Origin of the sequence: Rhodococcus sp. IEGM 1330, assembly GCF_033142445.1 — a bacterium.
Taxonomy (GTDB): Bacteria; Actinomycetota; Actinomycetes; order Mycobacteriales; family Mycobacteriaceae; genus Rhodococcoides.
Genome location: NZ_JAWLSB010000009.1, coordinates 232,189 through 258,004, shown reverse-complemented (window position 1 = coordinate 258,004; position 25,816 = coordinate 232,189). Strand labels below are relative to the sequence as shown.

The following is a 25,816-nucleotide window of genomic DNA, read 5'->3' as shown; positions in this document are numbered from 1 at the left end:
TTTCGGTGTTGAGTCGTCGTACGTCGACTCGCTCAGGCTGCTTCTCCGGCCGGAGCGTTGACATCGGCAGGCAGTGCAGCCTTGGCGATGGCGACCAGGCTTGCGAACGCCGCAGCATCCGACACAGCGAGCTCAGCGAGGATCTTGCGGTCGACCTCGACGCCCGCGGCCTTGAGGCCCTGGACGAAGCGGTTGTACGTGATGTCGTTGGCCCGAGCTGCAGCGTTGATGCGCGTGATCCACAGCTTGCGGAAGTCACCCTTGCGCGCGCGGCGGTCCCGGTAGGCGTAGGTCAGCGAGTGGAGCTGCTGCTCCTTGGCCTTGGTGTACAGACGTGAGCGCTGTCCGCGGTATCCCTTGGACGCTTCGAGAATCGAACGGCGCTTCTTCTGGGCGTTGACGGCCCTTTTTACGCGTGCCACTGGTAAATCCTGTCGATCTGGGGGCTTGTGAAACCCCGAATGGTAATGGGATGAAGCCGACCGGTACAGGTCGGCGGCCGGTCCAGATCAGATGCCGAGCAGGCGCTTGATCCGCGGTACGTCGGGCTTCTTGACGACGGCAACACCATCGAGGCGACGAGTCACCTTGGTGGGCTTGTGCTCGAGTAGGTGGCGACGGCCGGCCTTCTGGCGCAGGATCTTGCCGCTGCCGGACACCTTGAATCGCTTCTTGGCACCACTGTGGGTCTTCTGCTTGGGCATGAAATCCTCTTCTTCTGTAATAGCTCTTCGGTGTTGCATGGCACAGCCGTACATCGCTACGGAAAACCTGTGCACCGAAGCAGGTGTAGGGCTGTCTTACTGGTAGAGCGCGAGGCTCAGTTGGTCTGCGCCGGAGTAGCCGGAGCTGCTACGGCCGGTGCCTCGGCAGCCGGGGCTGCGTCGGCGGGCTGTTCCGGCGCGGGGGCCGGTGCGCGCTGCGCGGGCGGAGCCGCTGCGCTCTCCTGTGCCTTGACGCGAGTCTTGGCACCCTTGTGCGGTGCCAACACCATCGTCATGTTGCGGCCGTCCTGCTTGGCCGAGGTCTCCACGAAGCCGAGCTCCGCGACGTCCGCGCCCAGGCGCTGCAGCAGACGGAAGCCGAGTTCGGGACGCGACTGCTCGCGGCCACGGAACATGATGGTGACCTTGACCTTCGAGCCGGCTTCGAGGAAGCGAACGACGTTGCGCTTCTTGGTCTCGTAGTCGTGCGCATCGATCTTGGGACGGAGCTTCTGCTCCTTGATGACGGTGAGCGTCTGGTTCTTGCGCGATTCGCGCGCCTTCTGCGCAGCCTCGTACTTGAACTTCCCGTAGTCCATGATCTTGCAGACCGGCGGACGTGCGTCGGGAGCTACTTCTACAAGATCGAGGTCGGCTTCGAGAGCCAAGCGGAGTGCATCTTCAACACGCACGATCCCCACCTGTTCACCGCCCGGTCCGACAAGCCGGACCTCGGGAACTCGGATGCGATCGTTGATGCGGGTCTCAGTGCTGATGGGGCCTCCTAGGTAGGGCGGTGTGGTGTGTAACCCGACCGCCTGCCACTGGCACAGCCCGTCGCCGTCGATCCTCGACATCCCCCGCAGCGGTACGAACCGCTGCAACGAAAAAACCCTGCTCTCGGTGTGATCCGATAGCAGGGCCCGATGTCGACCGGTCGATCCGCACGACAACTGTCGTCGTACAGTCTCCTCACTGGGAGGAAGCACGGGGAAACCTGTGAGGATCTCCATCGTGCGACCGGACCGGAAGTAGCTTGTTGAAGGCTACGTGCCGGTGGGAGTCGGGCTCCACTTGCTGCCTCCGTGCGGTGAACTCCATCGAGGAGCGCACGCCGAAGACGGTCGTCGAGTCACACTACCAGCCGATTCGAGAAACCGACAATCGAGCCCGATCGCCCCCGATACCGTCGGCACCCGATTCTCCCGGCTGCAGGCGGCGTGGGATTCTCGTAGGCATGACCAGCTCCCCCACTCCCGCCGATGGCGATCCCGCGGGTGCCGACCCAGTCGGCACCGAGCCCGAAGTCCGTGAACTCGCCGAGGTCCCCGCGGTCGAGGTCATCAGCCGCGCTGCGGTGATGCTGATGAGTTCCGCAGCCGAGAAGTTGGGACTGTCGGAGCCGGATCCCGCGGAGAGCCCCTACCTGGACCTCGACGAGGCACGACGCGTCATCACCGCATTGGCAGGCCTGGTCACCGCGTCGGTGGAATACCTCGGCCCCCATGCCGGACCCATTCGCGACGGGCTGCAGGCGCTGCAGCGCGCATTCCGGGAAGCGTCGGCCCACCCGGACGAGCCAGGAAAGGGCCCGGGCGAGAAGTACACCGGTCCGGTGCACTGAGCAGAACACCAGCGAAGTCGATACACACGCACGAAGCCGCATCCGGTGAGCACCGGATGCGGCTTCGTCGTTCACGCGGTGTGAATCGGTCTGCTGTCCTCCATCTGACTGCTGCGCTTATCGGACGGCGGCGACCTTGCGAGGCCTGCGCTTCTTCGGAGCCGCCTTCACCGGCGGAGCGACGACCGACTCACGGGTGAGCGCCTCCTGCAGGAACTTGCCGGTGTAGCTCTCGGAAACCGCCGCCACGGCCTCCGGATCCCCTTGCGCCACAACCATTCCGCCACCGGAACCACCTTCGGGGCCCATGTCGATGACCCAGTCCGAGACCTTGATGACGTCGAGATTGTGCTCGATCACGATCACCGTGTTGCCCTTGTCCACGAGGCCGTTCACGACGCCGAGCAGCTTGCGAATGTCCTCGAAGTGCAAGCCGGTGGTCGGTTCGTCGAGAATGTATACCGTGCGGCCGGTGGACCGCTTCTGCAGTTCCGCGGCCAGTTTGACGCGTTGTGCCTCGCCGCCGGACAACGTCGTTGCCGGTTGGCCGAGGCGGACGTACCCGAGACCGACCTCGACGAGTGTCTTGAGGTAGCGGTGGATCGAGGTGATGGCCTCGAAGAAGTCGGCAGCCTCCTCGATCGGCATATCCAGGACCTCGGCGATGGTCTTGCCCTTGTAATGGACTTCGAGTGTCTCGCGGTTGTACCGCGCACCCTCACAGACCTCGCACGGAACGTAGACGTCCGGCAGGAAGTTCATCTCGATCTTGAGTGTGCCGTCTCCCGAGCAGGCCTCGCACCGGCCGCCCTTGACGTTGAACGAGAATCGACCGGGCTGATAGCCGCGCACCTTGGCCTCGGTGGTCGCCGCGAACAGCGTGCGAATCTTGTCGAACACCCCGGTGTAGGTGGCGGCGTTCGAGCGCGGCGTGCGTCCGATCGGCGATTGATCCACCCGTACGAGCTTGTCGAGCTGATCGAGTCCGTTGATGCGCGTGTGCCGACCGGGAACCTGACGGGCACCGTTTAGCTTGTTGGCCATCACCGTCGCGAGGATGTCGTTGACGAGTGTGGACTTGCCCGAACCCGACACCCCGGTGACCGAGGTCAGCACGCCGAGCGGGAAGCTGACGTCGATGTCGCGGAGATTGTGCTCGCGGGCACCGACCACAGTGACCTGACGCTTCTTGTCCACGACACGACGGGTGTCGGGCAGCGGAATCTCCATCCGCCCGGACAGGTACGCACCGGTCAGCGATTCCTCGTTGGTCAACAGGTCCTCGTACGAACCGCTGTGCACGACGCGTCCGCCGTGCTCACCCGCCAACGGACCGATGTCGACGATCCAATCCGAGGTGCGGATGGTGTCCTCGTCGTGCTCGACGACGATCAACGTGTTCCCGAGGTCGCGCAACCGCGTCAACGTGTCGATGAGCCGACGGTTGTCGCGCTGGTGCAGTCCGATCGAGGGCTCGTCGAGGACGTAGAGAACGCCGACGAGTCCCGACCCGATCTGGGTGGCGAGTCGAATGCGTTGGGCCTCGCCGCCGGACAGCGAGCCGGCGGTCCTGGCCAGTGACAGGTATTCCAGACCGACGTCCAGCAGGAAGCCGAGGCGAGCCTGCACCTCCTTGAGGACCTGACCTGCAATTGCTTCCTCACGGCGACCGAGAGTGAGGCTGTTCAGGAAATTTGCGGTGTCGGCGATCGACAACTCGCACACCTCGGCGATCGACTTCGGCCCGAAGTCGCCCGCTGCGATCGTCACCGACAGGATCTCGGGCCGCAGCCTGGCACCGTTGCAGGTGGGACACGGCACGTCGCGCATGTAGCCGTCGTAGCGTTCCTTCATCTGCTCGGACTCGGTCTGCTCCAACCGGCGGTGCAGGAACGGCATCACGCCCTCGAACTCGGCGTAGTACGACCGCGTGCGGCCGTAGCGGTTCTTGTACTTCACGTGCACCTGGTGATCGCTGCCCTCGAGGACCGCACGCTTGACCTTGGCGGGCAACTTGTTCCACGGCGCATTCAGGTCGAAACCCATGGCGTCGGCGAGCCCGGACAGCAGGCGGCCGAAGTACTCCGACGTCTGGCCCATGGACCACGGTGCGATGGCACCGTCCGCAAGGCTGAGATCGCCGTCGGGAACGACCAGCTCCGGGTCGACCTCCTTACGCACGCCGAGCCCGACGCAATCCGGGCACGCACCGTACGGCGAGTTGAAGGAGAACGACCGAGGTTCGAGATCGTCGATGGACAACGGGTGACCGTTGGGGCAGGCGAGCTTCTCGGAGAACCTGCGCTCACGGTCCGATGCATTCTCGTCACGGTCGACGAAATCGAGCACCACGATGCCGTCGGCCAACCGAAGGGCGGTTTCCACCGAGTCGGTCAGACGTTGCTTCGAACTCGACTTGACGGTCAGACGGTCGACGACGACCTCGATGTCGTGCTTCTCCTGCTTCTTGAGCACCGGCGGGCTCGTGAGCTGATGCACGACGCCGTCGACGCGAACACGCGAGTAGCCCTGGGTGTTCAGCGAGTCGAACAGGTCGACGAACTCGCCCTTGCGGGTGCGCACCACAGGGGCCAGGACCTGGAACTTCAGGCCCTCCTCCATGTCCAGCACCTGATCGACGATCTGCTGCGGAGTCTGCTTCGCAATCTGCTCGTTGCACACGGGGCAGTGGGCCGTTCCCGCACGCGCGTACAACAGACGGAGGTAGTCGTAGACCTCGGTGATGGTGCCCACCGTCGATCGCGGGTTGCGGTTGGTCGACTTCTGATCGATGGAGACCGCAGGCGAGAGGCCCTCGATGAAGTCGACGTCCGGCTTGTCCATCTGGCCGAGGAACTGCCGCGCGTATGCGGACAACGACTCCACGTAGCGGCGCTGACCTTCGGCGAAGATCGTGTCGAAGGCGAGGGACGACTTGCCCGAGCCGGACAGACCCGTGAACACGATCAGCGCATCCCGAGGCAGGTCGATGTCGACTCCCCGCAGATTGTGCTCCCGTGCTCCTCGCACTATCAGGCGATCCGCCACTGTGTTCCCTTCTTTCCTAACGAGCACGTCCAGCCGAGTTGCTGCGGGGCGCAGCACTGCACGACCTTCGAGTCGCGTGATGAGCGTGTGGTGCCGACGCACCGGTCACACGTCGTGTAACCGTGGACCCCACGTCGAAAACCTGTTGTGGTGAGGGACGAACCTCACGCAGTAGCAATGGTAGATCCAGGCACCGACACACTTTTCCACGTGCGCGACCCCGACGCCCCTCGTGCCGTCGACGACGGTAGCGTCCTCGAAATGGACGAGCACCTCATGGTCATCGATGACAACTACACCGGCGTCGTCTCTCAGAGTTCGCAGCCGCAGCGGCGAACGGTTCCCGGAGCGACGATCACGAAGATGTCGGTCGGCCCCATGGACAACAACACCTACCTTGTCGTCTGTTCCGCAACAGGTCACTCGGTGCTGATCGACGCCGCCAACGAGGCCGACCGCATCTCGTTGCTCATCGACCAGAACGCGCCGACCCTCACACTCATCGTGACGACTCACCAGCACGCCGACCATTGGCAGGCGCTGGCGGACATCGCGGGCGGTACGGACTCGCCGACCGCAGCCCACGAACTCGATGCCGGCCCGTTACCGGTGGCTCCGAACCGCCTGCTTGCCGATCGGGACACCGTGTCGGTGGGCGAGCTCACGTTCGATGTGGTGCACCTGACCGGGCACACCCCCGGCTCCATCGCACTCGCGCTGACCGATGTCGACGGCGCTCGCACCCACCTCTTCACCGGAGATTCACTCTTTCCCGGTGGCGTCGGCAAGACGGGCAGCCCCGAGGATTTCGCCCACCTGCTCGACGACGTGACGGCGAAATTGTTCGACCGCTTCGACGACGAGACCGTCGTCTACCCGGGCCACGGAAGGGACACGACGCTCGGTGCCGAGCGCCCTCACCTGGACGAATGGCGCGCACGGGGTTGGTGACGATCGGCGTGCTTGAGACCGTGAACCACGGGGTATGAATAGTGTGACAAAAGGACGCACGGCGGTAGGTTTTCGGACCGCCGTGCTGCCCTGGTTCCACCGCCGATGACACGAGAAACTACGCAGGAGGCTGTCAATGCTGGTCCGCCGTATCGCCCGTCCGCTGATGTCTACGATCTTCATCGCAGGGGGCGTCGACGCACTCCGTAATCCCACCGGCAAGGCGCAGGTCGCCACTCCGCTGATCGAACAGGGCAAGGACGTCCTCCCCAACGAGGTCACCGCGAACGTGCCGAGCGACCCGGAGACGCTGGTCCGTATCAACGGCGGAATCCAGGTCGCGGGCGGCATCCTGCTGGCCACCGGCAAGGCACCGCGCATCGCCTCGCTCGCTCTCGCCGGAAGTCTCGTACCGACGACGCTCGCCGGGCACGCCTTCTGGAACGAGACCGACCCGGAGGCCAAGGCCGCGCAGCGTATCCACTTCTTCAAGAACCTGAGCCTGCTCGGCGGACTGCTCATCGCAGCCGTCGACACCGAGGGCAAGCCGTCCGTCGCATGGCGTAGCAAGCGGGCAGCACGCCGCGCGCAGGAGACCGTCGTCTCGGCACTGCCGGGGCACTCCACCCACGAGACCGGTGAGCGTGTCAAGGAAATCGCGTCCATCGCCGCAAGCCGCAGCGCCGATCTCGCCGAGGCTGCACAGCCGAAGCTGGCCAAGTTCGCCGACGTCGCCCAGCCCAAGTTGGCCAAGCTCGCCGACATCGCTACCGACAAGGGCTCGGAGCTGGCCGAGGTCGCTCAGCCGGCATTGAACCGCTGGGCTCACCTGGCCGCCGACAAGGGTTCCGTGCTCGCCGAGGAAGCACAGAAGCGTGGATCCAAGCTGGCCGAACTCGCCGCCGACCGCGGTAGCGACTTGGCCGACGAGGCACAGAAGCGCGGCTCCAAGCTCGCCGACAAGGCCGCGCACCGCGGAACCGACCTGGCAGAGCTCGCGCAGAAGCGCGGGTCCAAGCTCGTCGACGTCGACGTTGCCGCTGATCGCCGCAGCGAATTGGCCGACGTCGCGCAGAAGCGCGCGTCCAAGCTCGCCGATCTGGCTGCCGAGAAGGGGTCCGTCCTCGCCGACGAAGCGCAGAAGCGCGGAGCCACGTGGGCCGATCTGGCGTCCGATCGCGTCGAGACGCTGAGCAAGCGCGCCCGCAAGCGTGCCGAGAAGCAGAGCAAGGAACTCGAGAAGGTGACCGAGCAGGCTCGCGCCAAGCTCGAGAAGCGAGTTGCCAAGGCTCAGAAGAACTTGGACAAGAAGCTGCAGCAGTACGCGAAGTAATTTCTCGCCGACAGCCGCACAGCGACGTTCGCGTAGACGGCCCTGCCCCGGAACCAGCGGTTCTGCGGCAGGGCCGTTGTGCGGCGTAGACTGCTCTGGCTGATTTCGAGGCGATATCTTCGCCTCGGCCGAACTCCCGAGGAGACCCTTTGCCGGACGACGGCCACACATCGAGCGACTCCGTCGTGCCGCTCGAAGAAGACTTCGAGCAGGCGCATCTGACGCGGCTGTACACGCAGCTCGACGCGTTACGCGAGTACGCCGCGAACCGATTGCGCGCAGTTCTGTTGGAGACCGGCGGCACCCCGCAGGCCCGTAGCGAACGCGAATCGTTCAACCAGATGTACACCGAGGACATCGCCAAGTACGACGCTGCCGAGAACGGACTGTGCTTCGGACGCATCGACCTCGATCCCGATTCTCTCGACCCCAAGGTCGACGACCGGCCCGAGCGCTACATCGGCCGCGTGGGAATTCTCGACGACAAGAACGACTACGAGACGCTGCTGTTGGACTGGCGAGCACCGATGGCCCGGCCGTTCTACCTGGCGACACCCGCCGCACCCGAAAACGTGTTGCGGCGCAGACATATTCGCACCCGTGGTCGTCGAGTGACGTCGATCGCCGACGAATTCCTCGACCTGAACTCCGCCCGATCTTCGAGCGATGCCGCCGTGGCAGGCGGCGTCGCAAGCGAAGGCGCGCTGCTCTCGGCACTCGATGCCGCACGTACCGGTCAGATGAACGACATAGTCGAGACGATCCAGAGCGAGCAGGACGCGATCATCCGATCGCAGCATCGCAGTGTGTTGGTGGTTCAGGGCGGACCGGGCACCGGCAAGACAGCCGTCGCGCTGCACCGCGCCGCCTACCTGCTCTACACCTACCGCCAGCAGCTCGGTAAGAGCGGCGTGCTGATCATCGGACCCAACGCCACGTTCCTCGATTACATCGGGCAGGTGCTGCCGTCACTCGGCGAGACGGGAGTGCTGCTGTCCACGATCGGCGATCTCTACCCGGGAGTCCGTGCACAACGTGAGGACTCGGCCGTGGCGACCGAGGTCAAGGGCAGGCTGTCGATGGTCGAGGTGCTGACCCAAGCGGTACGCGACCGTCAGGAAGTCCCCGCGCAGCCCCGTCGACTGAAGTTCGACACCTACGACATCACGCTCGATCGCAAGATCGTCACCAGGGCTCGCGGTCGCGCCCGCTCGTCCCGGCGACCGCACAACCTGGCTCGGCCGCTGTTCGTGTCCTCGGTCATCGACCAGTTGGCCAACCAGTTGGCAGCGAAACTCGGGCAGAACCTCGTCGACGGGTCCAGCCTGCTCAGCGCCGACGACATCGCGGATATGCGCGACGAGATGCGCGAGGACCAGGACGTCATGGCCGCCGTGGACGAACTGTGGCCGGATCTGTCTCCCCAGCAGGTTCTCCGTGACCTTTTCGCATCTCCCGAGAAGATCGCCTCGGCGGCACCGGCACTGGATGAGGTAGAGCGTGAGGCCCTCGTTCGTCGGGGCCACGGTTTCTCGTCGGCCGACGCTCCCCTGCTCGACGAACTCGCCGAACTGCTCGGCGTCGACGACGCAGCCGAACGTGAACAGGCACAACGTCAATGGCGCGGTCAGATCGCCGATGCCCAGGGCGCCCTGGACATCCTGACCGGTTCGGCACCTCAGGACCTCGAGGACGAACTCGATCCGGAGATCCTGATGGCCTACGACCTCATCGATGCCGATCAGCTTGCGCGACGGCAGAATTCGGGTCAACGACTGACAACCGCCGAACGGGCCGCCGGTGACCGAACGTGGACCTACGGTCACGTGATCGTCGACGAGGCGCAGGAACTCTCTGCGATGGCGTGGCGAATGGTGATGCGGCGCATACCGAATCGGTGGATGACCCTGGTGGGCGATACGGCGCAGACCGGTGATCCCGCTGGGACCTCGTCATGGGGTTCGGTTCTCGAACCGTATGTGGCCAAACGCTGGAAGCGAACCGAACTGACGGTGAACTACCGAACCCCGTCCGAGATCATGGCCGTGGCACACGATGTGTTGGCTGCCATCGATCCCGAGCAATCCGAGCCGCGGTCCATTCGCAGCACCGGAGCGCGACCGTGGGCCCAACGAGTGGCAGCGGAAGATCTGGTCACCGCGGTGGAGAAGCGAGTGGCTGATCACCCGCGCCCAGGCCTGAGCGCCGTGCTGGTTCCCGCAGGCCACGTCGACCGATTCCGCCATCTCGCATCGGAACTCGTCACCGTGTCGACGGTCAAGGATGCCAAGGGACTCGAGTTCGACTCGGTGCTGATCGTCGAACCCGGTGCCATCGTGGCCGCCTCGGTCAAAGGTATGAACGATCTGTATGTGGCGCTCACACGAGCCACGCAGCGACTCGGCGTAGTGCACGTGAACGCACTACCGGGTGAACTCTCGGCGCTGCTGCCGTTCGAGCCGGAAGCCTAGAGAACCGCACACACCAACGGCCCGCTCCGTCGATTCGACGGAGCGGGCCGTTGGTCGAGCGGGGTGAAATCAGCGGACGGTATGCACGATCAGAACATCGCAGGTGGACTTGCGAGCGGCGTCCGACGGAACCGATCCCAACAGGCGGCCCGTCAACGAGTTCAGACCGCGGTTGCCGACGACGAGAAGGTCACCCTTCACCTCGTCCACGAGTGCCAGCAACGACTCGACGGGAGCGCCGACGATCGCCTTCTCCTCGATGTTCTTCGCACCGGCCTTGGTGGCGTGCTCGCGCGCCGTGCGCAGAATCTCACGCGTCGGTGCCGATCCGGTGATCTGGTAGGCGTCCTCGCGCAATGCGTCGGCGGCAGCGGACGTGTCCTTCGGATCGGCCGGGTAGTACGCGCAGGCGATCACCAGAGTGGCATCGGCGTCTCCCGCCAGAGCCGCGGCCTTCTCCACTGCCCGCAATGACGATTCGGAGCCATCGGTCCCGACGACGACGGTGCGGTAGGCGCTCATTCATTCCTCCATTTGTCGGTCACACACAGGTGTGACACTTCTGGTCGAACTCGATTGGTGCAAGTCACAGGACCGAAAGACGTGGTCCGGGGACTGATTCGCTGACATTAGCCGGAACCGGCCGATCGGCACGTGAACTTGGGGAACAACACGATCCGCGCCACTCACATACATTGGTTTCCATGCCGATTCCCCGCCCGCCACTGTCGAGACGGGCCATGACTGTCGGTGCCGCCGTGATTGCGGTTCTGGCGGTAGCCGCCCTCGCATTCGTGTTCCTCCCCCAGGATTCGAGCGCCGACACATCCACGCGTGATGCGCGCATCACGCTACCGGACGGCCCCGGGTCGACGGGCACCGTCGACATCGACGCCCGTCTCTACGTCCCCGCCGTCACCCCCGCGCCGACGGTACTGCTCGCCCACGGCTTCGGCGGCAGCAAGGACTCGGTCGATGGTGAGGCACGTGACCTCGCGGCGCGCGGGTACACCGTCCTCGCCTACAGCGCACGTGGGTTCGGCGACAGCACGGGTTCGATCTCGATCAACGACCCCGATCGCGAAGTCGCCGACGCTCGCGGACTCATCAACTGGCTCGCCGAACAACCGGAGGTGGAACTCGACGCTCCCGGCGACCCGCACGTCGGTGTCGCCGGCGGATCGTACGGCGGCGCACTGGCACTGAGTGCAGGCGGCACCGACCCCCGGATCGATTCGATAGCCGCAGCGATCACCTGGAACGACCTGGGTCAGGCTCTGTTCCCCAATTACGGCGTCACCTCCGCCGAGGGCCGAGAAGCCCTCGGCGACACCGTCACTCCCGCAGCTGCCGAATACGGCGGACCCGGCGTGCTCAAGCGCGGCTGGGCCGGGGTGTTCTTCGGAGTGGGCGCAGCGAGTCCAGCGCCCGGCGGCAGCGGCGACGATGGCACCGATTCCGGCACCGCACAGGGCACCTCGGCCTGCGGACGGTTCGCACCCGAGTTCTGCGACGCCTACACCCAATCCGCAGTGACCGGAATCCCCAGCCAACAACTCCTCGATCTGCTGACCGCCCACTCGCCGGTCGCGGTGGCGTCGAACATCATCGCACCGACCCTGTTGGTTCAGGGCACCCAGGACACGCTGTTCGGTCTGGATCAGGCCGACGCGACAGCCCGTCAGATCGCCGCTGCAGGTGGGAACGTCACCGTGCGATGGTTCGACGGCGGCCACGACGCCGGCGGAACGGACGGCACGAGCGACCGGGCCATCGCCGACTTCTTCGACCAGACGCTGAAAGGCACCTCCACTCCGACCGGAAGCACACCGTTCGTCTACTCGACTCAGCGTGCAGCCGACGAACGCGGCGGCGACCGTGACCGCCGATTGACGGCTCCTGCCTACCCGGGACTGACCTCCGCATCCGATCCCACGGAGACCGAATCGGTGACATTCGCTCCCACTGCGGAGAACCAGTCGATCATTCGCCCACCCGGAGCGTCGCCGTCGGCGATCTCGTCGATCCCCGGTTTGGGCTCGGTGCTTTCGACTCTCGGATCGACCGGGGCCGGAGCAGCCCTGACCGCGGACCTGCCGGGCCAGTCGGCAACGTTCACCAGCGATCCCGTCGATTCGTCCGTGACGATCACCGGCGCCCCGCGGGTGAACCTGCGCGTGGCGTCGCTGGCCTCACCCGGTCAAGCGGTCCTGTTCGCGAAGCTGTACGACGTCGCACCGAACGGCACGAGAACGCTTCCGGGCGGGGCGGTCTCGGCGATCCGCCTGCCCGATACCGAGGGCATCGATCCCGTCGACGTCACCGTTGCGCTGCCTGGCATCAGCTACACCGTGCAGCAGGGTCATCGCCTCGAACTGAGCATCTCCACCACCGATCAGGCCTACGCCGTTCCGCTCGAACCCGCGCAGTTCAGCGTGGCCATGACCGACAACACCATTGCGTTGCCCACGGTCCCCGCAGAGGCGAGCGCCAACAGCACCGTTCCGGTGGCACCGCTGATCGGCATCGGGATCGTCCTGCTCGCGGTCGCTGGTGCGATCGTGGCCGGAGTCGTGCGGACCAGACGCCGCGCGGTCGCCGAAGTGGATGACAGTCTGATCGACACTCCACTGGTGATCACCGATCTGGCCAAGACGTACTCCAACGGCTTCCGCGCAGTCGACGGCGTCAGTTTCGAGGTGAAGCAGGGCCAGGTTCTGGGTCTCCTCGGGCCCAACGGTGCAGGTAAGACCACGACCCTGCGCATGTTGATGGGCCTGATCACTCCCACCGGTGGCGACATTCGGGTCTTCGGCCACAAGGTGACGCCCGGAGCGCCGGTGCTGTCGAGGTTGGGCTCGTTCGTCGAGGGATCCGGCTTCTTGCCGCACCTGACCGGAACGCAGAATCTGCGGCTGTACTGGGAAGCGACCGGCCGCCCGATCGAGGACGCTCATCTCGAGGAAGCCCTCGAGATCGCAGACCTCGGCACCGCGATCGAACGCAAGGTCAAGTCGTACAGCCAAGGCATGCGGCAGCGGCTCGCGATCGCCCAGGCCATGCTGGGGCTGCCGGATCTGATGGTCCTCGACGAACCGACCAACGGACTCGACCCACCGCAGATCAGGACGATGCGGGATGTGCTGATCAACTACGCGAAGACCGGTCGAACCGTGTTGGTGTCGAGCCATCTGCTCGCCGAAGTGGAGCAGACCTGTACCCACGTGGTCGTCATGAATCGCGGATCGGTGATCAGTTCCGGCACTGTCCGCGAACTGACCGCGGCCGGCGGACAAACGGAGATCAGGGTCGACGACGCCACCCGCGCGCAGTCGGTGCTCGACGCCTCCGGCCACGACGGTGCAGTGATCGTCGACGACGGCACGGTGACCGTCGACCTGACCGACGCGGATTCCGCCGTCGTGATCAGGGAGCTCGTCACCGCAGGGGTCTCGGTGCGCGGATTCTCGCAATCGACGCGCCTCGAAGATGTGTTCCTCGACCTCGTCCACAAAGACACCCCACGGTCCGACACCAGCAAGGATCGCTCATGAGCACCACCCACGCAGACGGGCGCGCTGCCGGATACACCGGCGGCAGCACCTTGCCGTTCCGTACCGAGTTGCGCAGGCAACTCGGACGTCGCCGCACTCAGCTGGCCATCGGCTTCCTGGCCCTGCTTCCGGTGATCCTGGCCATCGCCTTCACCGTCGGCAGCTCGAGTGCGGACTCCGATGCCGACGGGCTCATCGAGCTCGGCACTCGCGGAGGCATGAACTTCACCGTCTTCGCTCTGTTCATGTCCGTGGGATTTCTGCTGATCGTGGTGGTGGCCCTGTTCTTCGGCGACTCGGTTGCCAGCGAAGCCTCGTGGTCCAGCCTGCGATACCTGCTGGCCATTCCCGTGCCCCGGAGTCGACTGCTGACGCAGAAGGCATTGGTGTCGGCCACGCTGTCCAGTGCTGCGATCCTGGTGCTCGTCGGGGTGTCCCTGTTGATCGGCACCGTGATGTACGGGGCGGAGTCGCTCATCACGCCGCTGGGTGAGGGACTGCCCTACGGCACCTCGCTGGTGCGGCTACTGATCGCGGTCGCGTACATCAGCATCAACCTGCTGTGGGTCGCCGGCCTGGCGATGCTGCTGTCGGTGCTCACCGACGCCCCTCTCGGGGCCGTCGGCGGCGCAGTGATGACGTCGATTCTGATGCAGATTCTCGATCAGATCACGGCACTGGGATCACTTCGCAACTACCTGCCCGGGCACTACGCCAATTCCTGGATCGACGCATTCGGCACGAGCATCGGCTGGAACGACATGGTGGTCGGCTCGTTCTCGGCCATCACGTACGCGGCGCTGTTCGGGTTGATCGCGTGGCGACGTTTCGGCACCAAGGACATCACCAGCTGAGGTGGCCTACTTCCTCTTGATCGCGGGCCCGAAGACGCCTTCGGGAATGACGCCCGCACCGACGATCGTCTCGCGCCACGGCGTCGCGAGCGAGACCAGCCGAGCGGCACCGTCCTCGCCGAGGGCGGCCCACGGCGCAACGGCGAGGTCGTTGGTGATGTCCTCGACCAACGTGCGGAGATCCTTCCCGTCCTGAGTCAGCGCACCGTCGGACGAGAGCAGCTCTCGGTCGGCCAGAGACGCGATCGCCCCGTCCCACTGCTCGGTCGACCATCCGCGACGCTTGCGCGCGAACTCCTTCTCGAAGCCGTATCCGGTGGCGGTATGGGTGATCAGCGCGTCGAGACCGCTCAGGCCCGCCGTCTGCAGCGCCGCGATGTGACCGTCACCGCGGTATTCGCGGATCAGAGTCAGGGCGTGCCACAGCACCAGATGCGGCGCAGTAGGCCAGTCGAGCTCGGCATACGCGGCGTACAGGGGTCGACCGTCGTCACCGGGAATTCCACGGGCCGCGATCGATGCCAGTTCTGCGGCCTCGGCCATGTCCGCGGACGTCAGAACGTCGGGGCCGAGCAGTCGACCGAAGGCGGCATCGAGAGTGGCGTACCGGATGGCCATGATCTCGTCGGGGGACGCGATGTCCCAGGCAGCCGGGATGAGCGGTGCCACCAGCTCTCGGTTGAAGTTGTAGAACGTGGCGGTGACGACACCTGCGCCGACCCGCCCCAGAGGCGCTGCCCGGCCCGCGAAATAGCAGGCCCGCGGCGGCAACCCGGCGGCGACGAGCGCGTCCTGCGTCTCCGGAAGGAAATAGGTCATCGAGTGAATCAGTTCGAGCGCGCGAGAGCTGCGGCCGGCGGTGGTTGCGTCCATCGCTGAACCGTATCGCGTCTCCAGCCCGTCCTATTTGAGCCCGGCCGCATCCATCCCGCGCAGTTCCTTCTTCAGATCCTGGATCTCGTCGCGCAGTCGGCCGGCGAGCTCGAACTTGAGCTCGCGTGCCGCGTTCATCATCTGATCGGTCATGTTCTTGATCAGATCGGCCAGCTCGGCGCGCGGCATCGACGACACGTCCTGACCCTCGTACACACCGGAGCTGACCGACCTGCCCGCTTCGCCCTGCGCTCGGCGACCCCGGCTGGCGTTGCGACCGGATCCACCGACTTCGACGACGGAATCGGTGTCCTCGGCTTCCTGATACACCTGGTCGAGAATGTCGGCGATCTTCTTGCGCAGCGGCTGCGGATCGACGCCTCGCTCCTTGTTGTACGCGATCTGCTTCTCACGCCGACGCTCGGTTTCCTCGATCGCGTAGGTCATCGAATCGGTCATCTTGTCGGCGTACATGTGGACCTCACCGGAGACGTTTCGCGCGGCACGGCCGATGGTCTGGATGAGGCTGGTACCGCTGCGAAGGAAGCCTTCCTTGTCGGCGTCGAGAATCGCCACCAAGGAGACTTCGGGCAGGTCGAGACCCTCACGAAGCAGGTTGATGCCCACCAGCACGTCGTACTCGCCCAGCCGGAGTTGCCGGAGCAGTTCGACGCGGCGCAGCGTGTCGATGTCGGAGTGCAGGTATCGGACGCGAATACCCAGTTCGAGCAGGTAGTCGGTCAGATCCTCCGACATCTTCTTGGTCAGCGTGGTCACCAGAACACGCTCGTCCTTCTCGGCGCGTTCTCGGATCTGATGGACCAGGTCGTCGATCTGTCCCTTGGTCGGCTTGATGACGACCTGAGGATCGACGAGTCCGGTGGGGCGGATCACCTGCTCGACGAACTCTCCCCCGGTCTGCCCCAACTCGTACTTTCCCGGCGTTGCCGAGAGATACACCGTCTGGCCGATCCGCTGCGTGAACTCCTCCCACGTCAACGGTCGGTTGTCGGTCGCGGACGGCAAGCGGAAGCCGAAGTCGACGAGGTTGCGCTTGCGCGACATGTCGCCCTCGTACATGGCCCCGATCTGCGGCACGGTCACGTGCGACTCGTCGATGACCATCAGAAAGTCCTCGGGAAAGTAATCGATCAGCGTGGCGGGCGCGGTGCCCGCGCCGCGACCGTCGATGTGCCGCGAGTAGTTCTCGATACCTGAGCAGAACCCGACCTGCTTGATCATCTCCAGGTCGTATTGGGTCCGCATCCGCAGCCGCTGCGCCTCGAGCAGCTTCCCTTTGCCCTCCAGCTCGGCCAGACGTGCTTCGAGTTCGGCTTCGATGTCCTTGACGGCTCGTTCCATCCGCTCCGGACCGGCAACGTAGTGCGTGGCCGGGAAGATGCGCACCGAATCGACCTTCCGAACGATGTCGCCGGTGAGCGGATGGAGGTAGTACAGAGCTTCGATCTCGTCGCCGAAGAACTCGATGCGAATCGCCAGTTCCTCGTAGGACGGAATGATCTCGACGGTGTCACCGCGAACCCGGAACGATCCGCGGGTGAAGGCCATGTCGTTGCGGGTGTACTGGACGTCCACCAGCAGGCGGAGCAGCGCGTCACGCTGCACTTCGACGTTGACCTCCAGCTCGATCGACCGATCGACGTACGACTGCGGGGTACCGAGACCGTAGATGCACGACACCGACGCCACCACGACCACGTCGCGGCGCGAGAGCAGGGATGCCGTCGCCGAGTGCCGCAGGCGCTCGACATCGTCGTTGACGGACGAGTCCTTCTCGATGTAGGTGTCGGTCTGCGCGATGTACGCCTCGGGCTGGTAGTAATCGTAGTACGAGACGAAGTACTCGACTGCGTTGTTGGGCAACATGTCTCGCAGCTCGTTCGCCAACTGCGCCGCCAACGTCTTGTTCGGTGCCATCACCAGGGTTGGGCGCTGCAGCTTCTCGATGAGCCAGGCAGTGGTGGCCGATTTGCCGGTACCGGTGGCACCGAGCAACACGATGTCCTTCTCGTCCGCCCTGATCCGACGTTCGAGCTCGGCGATGGCGGTCGGCTGATCGCCTGCCGGTATGTGTTCGCTGACGACCTCGAACGCAGGTCCGGTGCGCTCGATTGCGCCCACCGGACGGTGTTCGGAGTGCGCGACAACGGGATGTTCGGATGCAAACGCCATTTCACAAGCGTAGACGCGACCACCGACATGTTCCGTCGGACAGACCAGGGACGCCGGTTCCCGGTAGCTTCTACAGGCATGGTCGCTCACACGTCAGCCGGTGCGCACACCGTCGTTCATGCCCCCAAGCACGAGACGTTCGACCTCGTCGCCAAGACGAACGTGGATCCCAAGGGGTTCGTCCGTGTCGTCGACGAATACCGCGTCGAGCCGTGGGGGCTGTACATGGCCCGCCCGTCGGATCACGCCCATTTCGACTACCTGGAGTCCTGGTTGCTGCCCGCTCTCGGGCTCCGGGCCTCGGTGTTCCACTACCTGCCTGCGCACGCCCGCGATCAGGACTACTACGTCGATATCGGCGAGTACACCGCCGGAACCACCCGATGGACATCCGTCGACCACTATCTCGACCTCAGTGTCCGTACCGGCCGCGATTACGATCTGCTGGACGTCGACGAGTTGTTCGACGCTCGGGTGGCGCAACACCTCGACACCCCCACGGCCGAGCTCGCGCTCGCCAGATCGATCACGGCCATCGAAGGACTGACGCGGCACGACTACGACCTGAACGCGTGGCTCGCGTCCGTCGGAATGCCGACCGAATGGAACGGCAAACCGCCCTGATTCACTACGCCCTGATTCACCCCGGCAAGGTTCACGGGGTCCAGTTCGTCTCCTCCGCCCACTGCCACGCCCGACGGTATGCCACATCGAACCAGGGGGCCTTCGCGTTCTCGTAGGCCTCGATCGCAGATCGGAAGTCGGCGATTCCGGCAGCGGCCTCGGAGGCGCGTCGCTTGATTCCGGAATATTCGGTGGTGATGCTGTCGTCCGCCCGCAGCCAGTCACGAAACAGCAGAGCGAAGGTCTGATTCGGCCAGCCGTCCACCCGAATGTGTACGTTCGCCGGCCGGCCGGGGTCCGCGCTGCCGTGAAAACGCTTGGACCACACGGCCGGATCGGCTTCACCACCGATTCCGTATGCAGGCTTCGGATGGTCGAAGTTGCCGGCCTCTCGCCTAGGGAACCCTGCCACACGCAGCTGCTCGGCGACGGAATCAGCGTCGTCGAGCCCTCGCACGGTGATCTGGATGTCGATGACGTCCTTGGCGTCGAGGCCGGGCACTGCGGTGGAGCCGATGTGGTCGATTCGGACTGCTTTGTCGGCGCAGGCAAGGGCCAGGCGCGAGATGATGCGTCGGGCCTGCGATTCCCACGTGGGGTCGGCCGTCACCTGTTCCGGATGAACACGCGCGATGACCCCATCCCTGATGTTGCGCTCGAAGGGAATCAGACGGTCGTTCCACAGGGCTCGGACCTCGTCGTCGACACTGCCCGGCGCACCGGTGTTGTCGATCCACACGTCTGCCGCGGCTCGGCGCGCATCATCGGTTGCCTGCGCTGCGATCCGCGCGCGAGCGTCGACCTCGGGCATGCCTCGCTGTCCCGTGAGACGACGCACCCGTTCCTCGGCGTCGACCCAGACGATGACCACGAGGTGAAAGAACGGGCCCATCGATCCCTCGACGAGGAGCGGAATGTCCTGCACCACTACTGCATCCGTCGCTGCTCCGTCGATGATCTCGGCGGTGCGCGCACCGACCAACGGATGAACGATGGCGTTGAGCTTCTTGCGGGATTCATCGTCTCCGAATGCCTTGGCCGCCAATGCCGGACGGTCGAGCGAGCCATCGGGTGCGAGAATGTCGGCTCCGAAGGTATCCGTCAGTCGTTGCAGCCCAGGCGTTCCCGGCTCCACGACTTCACGGGCAAGTACATCGGAGTCGACGAGCACTCCCCCGAGTTCGGTCAGCACCTTGGCAACGGTCGATTTTCCGGCACCTATTCCACCGGTCAGTCCCAGTCTCAGCATGCACCCAGTCTGACACTCGAACACGCCGAAGCACACCAGCCTCAAATGCACCGGTTTGGGAGGTCGGTCGGTTATCTTCGACGAGCGCAACCTCGATGTGCCGACCCACAGCTATTGAAAAGGACACCCATGCGAAGCAATCAGATCCAACCGGGTCGGCACCGCCTTGGCATGGATGCAGGCGTCCATTGCATTCTCATCCCGGAAGTAGCCTCGGCGTTGGCCGACCATCGGCGTAACTGGTTCACCAACCTCCTGACCCCCGCCCGCCACAGCTTCGCCACCATGCGCAAGCGGACGACGAGCGTCGGCCAGTGGAGTCCAGCCACCGCCGCGTAGTTCGCACTCCCCCTCCACCATGGACCCGGTTCATCCGAACCGGGTCCATTGTCGTGTCCGCAGAGTCTCTGCTCACCTGATTCGAACGAGAAAGCCCCGGTTCTCACGTGGAGAACCGGGGCTCGGTGTCACACCCTCACGGGCGGACCACTTCTATCAGGCGTTGCCCGACAGCTTCTCGCGAAGTGCAGCGAGCTGCGCATCGCTGGCCAGCGATCCACCGGTCGAGGCCGGAGCCGACGCTGCGGGAGCGTCGCCTTCTGCATCGGCGGGGGCCTGACCCGACTCGGAGGAGTAGTTGGTGTTGGCGGCTTCGGCAGCTTCGTCCTTGGCCGTCTTCTCCATCTGAGCGGTGTGCATCTTGTGGCGACGCTCTGCCTCGGCGTAGCGACCTTCCCACTCTTCACGCTGCTTCTCGTAACCTTCGAGCCATTCGTTGGTCTCGGAGTCGAAGCCCTCGGGGAAGATGTAGTTGCCACCCTCGTCGTACGAGTCGGCCATGCCGTACTTGGACGGATCGAACTCTTCTGCGTAGTCCTCGTTGGCCTGCTTGAGGCTCAACGAAATCCGGCGACGCTCGAGATCGATGTCGATGACCTTGACGAGTGCGTCGTCGCCGACACCCACGACCTGGTCCGGAACCTCCACGTGGCGCTCGGCCAACTCGGAGATGTGCACGAGGCCCTCGATGCCCTCTTCGACGCGCACGAATGCACCGAAGGGAACCAGCTTGGTGACCTTGCCGGGCACGATCTGGCCGATCGCGTGGGTGCGAGCGAACTGGCGCCACGGATCTTCCTGAGTTGCCTTGAGCGACAGGGAAACACGCTCGCGGTCCAAGTCGACGTCGAGAACCTCGACGGTGACCTCGGTGCCGACCTCGACAACCTCGGACGGGTGATCGATGTGCTTCCAGGACAGCTCGGAGACGTGCACGAGTCCGTCGACGCCACCCAGGTCCACGAAGGCACCGAAGTTGACGATGGAGGACACGACGCCCTTGCGGACCTGGCCCTTCTGGAGCTGGTGCAGGAATTCGCTGCGGACCTCGGACTGGGTCTGCTCGAGCCATGCACGGCGCGACAGGACCACGTTGTTGCGGTTCTTGTCGAGCTCGATGATCTTGGCCTCGATCTCCTTGCCGACGTACGGCTGGAGATCGCGGACGCGACGCATCTCGACGAGCGAGGCGGGGAGGAAGCCACGAAGACCGATGTCGAGGATGAGTCCACCCTTGACGACCTCGATGACGGTGCCCTTGACGGCCTCGTCCTTCTCCTTGAGCTCCTCGATCGTGCCCCAAGCGCGCTCGTACTGAGCTCGCTTCTTGGACAGGATCAGACGGCCTTCCTTGTCCTCCTTGGTGAGGACGAGTGCTTCGATCTCATCTCCCACGGAGACGACCTCGTTGGGGTCGACGTCGTGCTTGATGGAGAGCTCGCGGGAAGGAATGACGCCTTCGGTCTTGTAACCGATGTCGAGTAGAACCTCGTCACGATCGACCTTGACGATGGTGCCCTCGACGATGTCACCATCGTTGAAGTACTTGATCGTGGCGTCGATGGCGGCGAGAAAATCCTCTGCGGAGCCGATATCGTTGACGGCTACCTGCGGTGAGGTTGTGGTTGAGGGCATGTGTTGAGTTGCTCCGGACGGGTTGGGTATCGGTTGATGGATGTTCGGTCGGACTTGGTGAAACGTGTGCAGCACGAGCATCTTCGGCGAAACCGTTGCCGGATCCGTATGCGCCGACGTCGAGCGAACCCGACCTGGGCGCAGCATGAACACACTCGCGTTGAACAGGGTACGCGATGCCGCAGTACCAGCACAAACCCGGTTAGAGTCGGCGTGTGACCGATCTTTCCACACCGTCGTCCACTCCCGGCCGCGACCGAATCGATTCGGTCGCGAGCGACCGCGCGAGTCGTATCTGGTGGGATTCCGACGCCGAGAGCTACCACCGTACGCACGGCGCGTTTCTGGGAGTGTCGACCGAATCCGGGGAGTTCGTCTGGTGCCCGGAGGGGCTGCACGAGGGCGACGTGCATCTGCTGGGTGATGTCGCGGGCAAGGACGTCCTCGAGGTGGGCTGCGGCAGCGCACCGTGCGCCCGCTGGCTCGGGACCCAGGGTGCGCACGCGATCGGTCTCGACATCTCGATGGGCATGTTGCAGCGCGGCGTCGATGCCATGGCCGCGGGCGGGTCGACGGTTCCCCTGGTACAGGCCAGTGCCGAGTCCTTGCCGTTCGCCGACGAGCGATTCGACATCGTCTGCTCGGCCTTCGGCGCGGTGCCGTTCGTCGCGGACTCCGCCAATGTGATGAAGGAAGTTGCCCGGGTACTGCGGCCGGGCGGGATCTGGGTGTTCGCGGTCAATCATCCGATGCGCTGGGTGTTCCCCGACGATCCCGGGGTGGGCGGTCTGACCGCGACGATTCCGTACTTCGATCGAACCCCGTACGTCGAGTACGACGCCGACGGGACCCCCAATTACGTGGAGCATCACCGCACGATCGGTGATCGCGTGCGCGAGCTGGTCGCCGCAGGTCTCGAGGTACGCGACATCGTCGAGCCGGACTGGCCGGAGTGGCTCGACCGCGAGTGGGGTCAGTGGAGCCCACTGCGCGGCCAGCTCTTTCCCGGCACCGCAATCTTCAGCAGCCGCAAACCGCTCTGACCGAGAGCGCCGCGATCAACGCCGGTGCACCCGGGCTTCGACGGCCTCGGTGAATGAGCTGGTCGACGCCTGCCCGCCGAGGTCGGCTGTCGCGACCCCGGATTCGACCGTGGCGTCGACGGCGTGTCGGATCCTGCCTGCGGCCGCGGCCAACCGCTCGTCCCGATGCCGCGGGGCGAGCCACTCGAGCAGCATCGCAGCCGACAGGAAGAGCGCCGTCGGATTGGCACGGTTCTTGCCTGCGATGTCCGGGGCCGATCCGTGCGAGGCCTGCGCCATCGCCTGGGTTTCCGAGGAATTGATCGACGGCGCGGTGCCCAGCGACCCGGACAGCTCACCCGTCAGATCCGACAGAATGTCGCCGAACATGTTCTCGGCCACGATGACGTCGTAATCCTCGCCCCGTCGAACCAGGTGCGCCGCGAGCGCGTCGACGTGTTCCTCGGTGACCTCGACGTGCGGAAACTGCTCGCTCACCGCGCGGCACGCATCGCGGAACAATCCCGTCGTCATCGACAGCACGTTGGTCTTGTGCACGATCGTCAGCTTTCTGCTGCGTCGCTCGGCCAACGAGAACGCTTCGCGTGCAATGCGTTCGCAGGCGGCGCGGGTGAACACTCCGACTGCCAGTGCCACATCGGGAGTAGGCATGAACTCCCCGCTACCGACGAACATGTTGCGATCGGCGTAGAAACCCTCGGTGTTCTCCCGCACGACCACCAGATCCATCTGCGGCGACATCGCCCGAACGCCGGGCAGCGCCTTCGCCGGCCGGATGTTGGCGAACAGGTCGAAGTTCTTGCGAATCCGTCCACCCGGGGTCAACTGCGATCGGAACGGCTCCGGATACGACGCGCTGTCGTGCGGTCCGAGAATCCAGCATTCGAGCTCACCCAACCTCGCGAGTGTGGGATTGGGCATCGGCGTTCCGTGCTCGTCGATGGCACCGAGCCCCAGCGGCAGGCGCACCCAGTCGACAGCCGGTCCACCGGCGGCCGCGAGGGCCGCGTCGACCACCCGAATCGTGGCGGGAACGATCTCGTGGCCGATGCCGTCGCCGGTCATGGCCCCGATCCGTAGCGCCGTTGCATTGTGGCCGTCCGTCTGCGACATCATGGCCTCCATGGTGCAGTCCGCAGAACTACTACTCGACTCCGGCCTCGACGCAGCGGTACGCCGCGAGTGGGCGGCGCTGTCCGAAGCCGGACTCCCGAGCCAGAACCGCCACCGCGGTGAGTCGAACCGCCCGCACGTCACCGTCGCGGTGGCGTCGTCGATGCCGGCCGCGGTGGACGACGGCGATGCGGTCCGATTCGATCCGTTCGATGTGCGTCTCGGTGGGCTCGTCGTGTTCGGTGGTCGAACGATCACGCTGGCGCGACTGGTCGTTCCGTCGAGCGAGTTGCTCGATTTGCACGCCCGGCTGCACGAGGTCGTGGGCGAACGTTCGCTCGACCACCTCGAACCCGGCCGATGGACACCGCACGTGACGGTGGCCCGACGGTTGACGGCCGAGGAGGCAGGAGCGGCGGTGCGCCTGCTCTCGGCCGACGTCGACGATCTGGTCGGAACTGCGGTTGCGCTGCGCCGATGGGACGGCGAGGCCAAGCGCGAGTGGCGGATCGGCTGACGCCGGGCATCTCAGAACCGGAAATCGCCGAACTGTGTCACCTCCGCGTGGGTATCGGGAGCGAATCCTGCGACCACGAGGGTGTCGAGGGCCAGGGACAACAACACAACTACCAATACAATTGTCATGCCGCTAGCTTCCAACCTGCGGAGAGTCCGCACGAGTGGCAGTAACGCCACATATCGACGACTTTCTGCCATACTTCTTTTCATGCTGAAACGAGTGGTTGTCGCGCTGATGCCGTTGACCGAACAGTTCGAGCTGGGCGTCGCCTGCGAGGTGTTCGGATTCGACCGCTCGGACGAGGGCCTACCCACCTACGACTTCTCCCTGATCGCAGGTGTCCCCCAACCGATCCGCACCCGCGTCGGTTACACCATCGACGTGCCACACGATCTCGACCGTCTCGACAGCGCCGATCTGATCATCATTCCGGCCGGTGGCACCGAAGCCGCCGAAGACGGTACCTATGTCTGCGGAGTCGGATACAACTCGTCCATCGAGCCGTTACTGGCCAAACTTCGCGCGGCCGTCGACAGGGGTGCCATGGTCGCCAGCCTGTGCAACGGCGCCTTCGTACTCGGCAGAGCCGGGCTGCTCGACGGCAGGCCATGCACGACGCATTGGCGGCACTCCGCCTTGCTGGCCGCGGAATACCCTCTCGCGCAGGTCGATCCGAACGTTCTCTACGTCGACGACGGCAACGTACTCACCAGTGCGGGAACCGCAGCCGGCATCGACCTGTGCCTGCACATCGTGCGCAAATACCAGGGCAGCGTCGTGGCCAACGGGATCGCCCGCCGGATGGTCGTTCCGCCTCATCGTGACGGCGGCCAGGCTCAATTCGTCACCAGTCCCCTGCCCGCCACTCGCACCGAGACTCTGGCTCCGCTGCTGGACTGGATGACCGAGAATCTCGACTCCGAGCTCACCATCGGTCGATTGGCGGCACGGGTGAACATGTCTGCGCGAACCTTCGCCCGCAAGTTCGCGGCCGAAACCGGAACCACACCCGCGCGTTGGCTCAACGACCAACGGGTACTGGCAGCGCAGCAGCTGTTGGAGAACTCCGATCTCCCGATGGATTCGATTGCCGAGGTGGTCGGCTTCGGAAATGCCGCCGCGCTGCGGCAGCACTTCATGCGGTTGCGATGCACCACACCGAACTCCTACCGCCGCACGTTCCGCGCCGCACCCCAGCCCGCCTGACACGCCGCGCTCCGACCCAGCCGGGATGATTCCGGCGAGTAGCTGCGTTGAGACACATCAGAAGCGCAATCAACCGAAAGGGACCGCGTGGCCACTCAGACTTTGACCCAGCAGAATTTCGACGAGATCGTGACGAGCAACGACGTGGTGTTGGTCGATTTCTGGGCGTCCTGGTGCGGACCGTGCCGCCAGTTCGCGCCCACCTTCGAAAAGTCGTCCGACGCGCACCCCGACGTCGTGCACGCCAAGGTCGACACCGAGGCCGAGCAGGGCCTTGCTGCGGCCGCGCAGATCCAGTCGATCCCGACGATCATGGCGTTCCGCGAAGGAATTCTCGTCTACGCACAGCCCGGTGCATTGCCTGCACCGGCGCTCGAGGACCTCGTCGGTCAGATCAAGGCACTCGATATGGACGTCGTGCGCCAGCAGATCGCCGAGCAGGCTCCCGCGGCGGAATAGTTTCTCGTCGCTGTACACGAAGC

At 64.9% G+C, this 25,816-nt stretch carries 22 protein-coding genes; 12 read left to right on the top strand and 10 right to left on the bottom strand.

Translation table 11 applies throughout. From position 1 onward, the window contains the following. Window positions 1-32 precede the first annotated feature (32 nt). From rplT to infC, 3 genes are all read right to left on the bottom strand, one after another. The gene (rplT, locus tag R4P57_RS20905; RefSeq protein WP_032378959.1) at window positions 33-422 is read right to left on the bottom strand and encodes a 50S ribosomal protein L20; all 390 of its coding nucleotides are present in this window, start codon (window positions 420-422) and stop codon (window positions 33-35) included. A gap of 87 nt (window positions 423-509) precedes the next feature. Further along, window positions 510-704 carry a 50S ribosomal protein L35 gene (rpmI, locus tag R4P57_RS20900; protein ID WP_032394297.1) on the bottom strand — a complete coding sequence of 65 codons (195 nt, stop codon included), beginning with the start codon at window positions 702-704 and terminating at the stop codon, window positions 510-512. Window positions 705-820: 116 nt separating this feature from the next. Next, on the bottom strand, window positions 821-1,561 hold the full coding sequence (gene infC, locus R4P57_RS20895) for a translation initiation factor IF-3 (protein WP_411742403.1): 741 nt from the start codon (window positions 1,559-1,561) through the stop codon (window positions 821-823). A gap of 380 nt (window positions 1,562-1,941) precedes the next feature. Here infC and R4P57_RS20890 point away from each other — a divergent pair, with 380 nt between their 5' ends. Then, window positions 1,942-2,328, top strand: coding sequence for a DUF1844 domain-containing protein (locus R4P57_RS20890; protein WP_037193458.1), 387 nt, complete (start codon window positions 1,942-1,944; stop codon window positions 2,326-2,328). Window positions 2,329-2,445: 117 nt separating this feature from the next. Here the strand turns inward: R4P57_RS20890 and uvrA are convergent, their stop codons facing one another. Next, complete coding sequence (gene uvrA, locus R4P57_RS20885) at window positions 2,446-5,376, bottom strand: excinuclease ABC subunit UvrA (RefSeq protein ID WP_317804739.1); 2,931 nt, start codon at window positions 5,374-5,376, stop codon at window positions 2,446-2,448. Between the two features lie 261 nt (window positions 5,377-5,637). Between uvrA and R4P57_RS20880 the strand changes: the two genes are divergently transcribed. From R4P57_RS20880 to R4P57_RS20870, 3 genes are all read left to right on the top strand, one after another. Further along, window positions 5,638-6,327, top strand: a complete 690-nt coding sequence (locus tag R4P57_RS20880) for an MBL fold metallo-hydrolase (RefSeq protein WP_317804779.1) — start codon at window positions 5,638-5,640, stop codon at window positions 6,325-6,327. A 136-nt stretch (window positions 6,328-6,463) separates the two neighbouring features. Continuing rightward, complete coding sequence (locus tag R4P57_RS20875; RefSeq protein WP_317804738.1) at window positions 6,464-7,660, top strand: DoxX family protein; 1,197 nt, start codon at window positions 6,464-6,466, stop codon at window positions 7,658-7,660. 149 nt (window positions 7,661-7,809) lie between these two features. Further along, window positions 7,810-10,131 carry a HelD family protein gene (locus R4P57_RS20870; RefSeq protein WP_317804737.1) on the top strand — a complete coding sequence of 774 codons (2,322 nt, stop codon included), beginning with the start codon at window positions 7,810-7,812 and terminating at the stop codon, window positions 10,129-10,131. A 69-nt stretch (window positions 10,132-10,200) separates the two neighbouring features. On the opposite strand, the gene R4P57_RS20865 is transcribed toward R4P57_RS20870, so the two are convergent. Beyond that, complete coding sequence (locus R4P57_RS20865) at window positions 10,201-10,653, bottom strand: universal stress protein (RefSeq protein WP_032378962.1); 453 nt, start codon at window positions 10,651-10,653, stop codon at window positions 10,201-10,203. A gap of 182 nt (window positions 10,654-10,835) precedes the next feature. Here R4P57_RS20865 and R4P57_RS20860 point away from each other — a divergent pair, with 182 nt between their 5' ends. Both R4P57_RS20860 and R4P57_RS20855 read left to right on the top strand, forming a co-directional pair. Beyond that, window positions 10,836-13,685 carry an alpha/beta fold hydrolase gene (locus R4P57_RS20860; protein WP_317804736.1) on the top strand — a complete coding sequence of 950 codons (2,850 nt, stop codon included), beginning with the start codon at window positions 10,836-10,838 and terminating at the stop codon, window positions 13,683-13,685. After that, window positions 13,682-14,539, top strand: a complete 858-nt coding sequence (locus tag R4P57_RS20855) for an ABC transporter permease (RefSeq protein WP_317804734.1) — start codon at window positions 13,682-13,684, stop codon at window positions 14,537-14,539. Before R4P57_RS20860 ends, R4P57_RS20855 begins: the two co-directional genes overlap by 4 nt. Before the next feature lie 6 nt (window positions 14,540-14,545). Here R4P57_RS20855 and R4P57_RS20850 read toward each other — a convergent pair whose 3' ends face one another. Together R4P57_RS20850 and uvrB are read right to left on the bottom strand one after the other, a co-directional pair. After that, window positions 14,546-15,412, bottom strand: coding sequence for an SCO6745 family protein (locus R4P57_RS20850; RefSeq protein ID WP_317804732.1), 867 nt, complete (start codon window positions 15,410-15,412; stop codon window positions 14,546-14,548). A 30-nt stretch (window positions 15,413-15,442) separates the two neighbouring features. Then, the gene (gene uvrB / locus R4P57_RS20845; protein ID WP_317804731.1) at window positions 15,443-17,605 is read right to left on the bottom strand and encodes an excinuclease ABC subunit UvrB; all 2,163 of its coding nucleotides are present in this window, start codon (window positions 17,603-17,605) and stop codon (window positions 15,443-15,445) included. Between the two features lie 78 nt (window positions 17,606-17,683). Between uvrB and R4P57_RS20840 the strand changes: the two genes are divergently transcribed. Continuing rightward, entirely contained in the window at window positions 17,684-18,229 is a 546-nt protein-coding gene (locus tag R4P57_RS20840; protein ID WP_317804730.1) for a DUF402 domain-containing protein, read from the top strand. Window positions 18,230-18,260: 31 nt separating this feature from the next. Here the strand turns inward: R4P57_RS20840 and coaE are convergent, their stop codons facing one another. Next, window positions 18,261-19,478 (bottom strand): dephospho-CoA kinase, encoded by a 1,218-nt coding sequence (gene coaE / locus R4P57_RS20835; RefSeq protein WP_317804728.1) that lies wholly within the window; start codon window positions 19,476-19,478, stop codon window positions 18,261-18,263. Between the two features lie 129 nt (window positions 19,479-19,607). Here coaE and R4P57_RS20830 point away from each other — a divergent pair, with 129 nt between their 5' ends. After that, entirely contained in the window at window positions 19,608-19,817 is a 210-nt protein-coding gene (locus tag R4P57_RS20830) for a hypothetical protein (protein WP_317804727.1), read from the top strand. 156 nt (window positions 19,818-19,973) lie between these two features. Here the strand turns inward: R4P57_RS20830 and rpsA are convergent, their stop codons facing one another. Next, window positions 19,974-21,452, bottom strand: coding sequence for a 30S ribosomal protein S1 (gene rpsA, locus R4P57_RS20825; RefSeq protein ID WP_027497255.1), 1,479 nt, complete (start codon window positions 21,450-21,452; stop codon window positions 19,974-19,976). 215 nt (window positions 21,453-21,667) lie between these two features. Between rpsA and R4P57_RS20820 the strand changes: the two genes are divergently transcribed. After that, the gene (locus tag R4P57_RS20820) at window positions 21,668-22,495 is read left to right on the top strand and encodes a class I SAM-dependent methyltransferase (RefSeq protein ID WP_317804726.1); all 828 of its coding nucleotides are present in this window, start codon (window positions 21,668-21,670) and stop codon (window positions 22,493-22,495) included. Between the two features lie 15 nt (window positions 22,496-22,510). On the opposite strand, the gene R4P57_RS20815 is transcribed toward R4P57_RS20820, so the two are convergent. After that, window positions 22,511-23,608: an isocitrate/isopropylmalate dehydrogenase family protein gene (locus R4P57_RS20815; RefSeq protein WP_317804777.1), complete on the bottom strand. Its 1,098-nt coding sequence runs from the start codon at window positions 23,606-23,608 to the stop codon at window positions 22,511-22,513. A gap of 10 nt (window positions 23,609-23,618) precedes the next feature. On the opposite strand from R4P57_RS20815, the gene R4P57_RS20810 reads away from it, so the two are divergent. The 3 genes from R4P57_RS20810 (at window position 23,619) to trxA (ending at window position 25,793) form a co-directional block, all read left to right on the top strand. Further along, a complete protein-coding gene (locus R4P57_RS20810) occupies window positions 23,619-24,125 on the top strand; it encodes a 2'-5' RNA ligase family protein (protein ID WP_317804725.1) in 507 nt (168 codons plus the stop codon). A 210-nt stretch (window positions 24,126-24,335) separates the two neighbouring features. Continuing rightward, the gene (locus R4P57_RS20805; protein ID WP_317804724.1) at window positions 24,336-25,334 is read left to right on the top strand and encodes a GlxA family transcriptional regulator; all 999 of its coding nucleotides are present in this window, start codon (window positions 24,336-24,338) and stop codon (window positions 25,332-25,334) included. An 87-nt stretch (window positions 25,335-25,421) separates the two neighbouring features. Beyond that, window positions 25,422-25,793, top strand: a complete 372-nt coding sequence (gene trxA / locus R4P57_RS20800) for a thioredoxin (protein WP_032394311.1) — start codon at window positions 25,422-25,424, stop codon at window positions 25,791-25,793. Window positions 25,794-25,816: the final 23 nt, after the last annotated feature.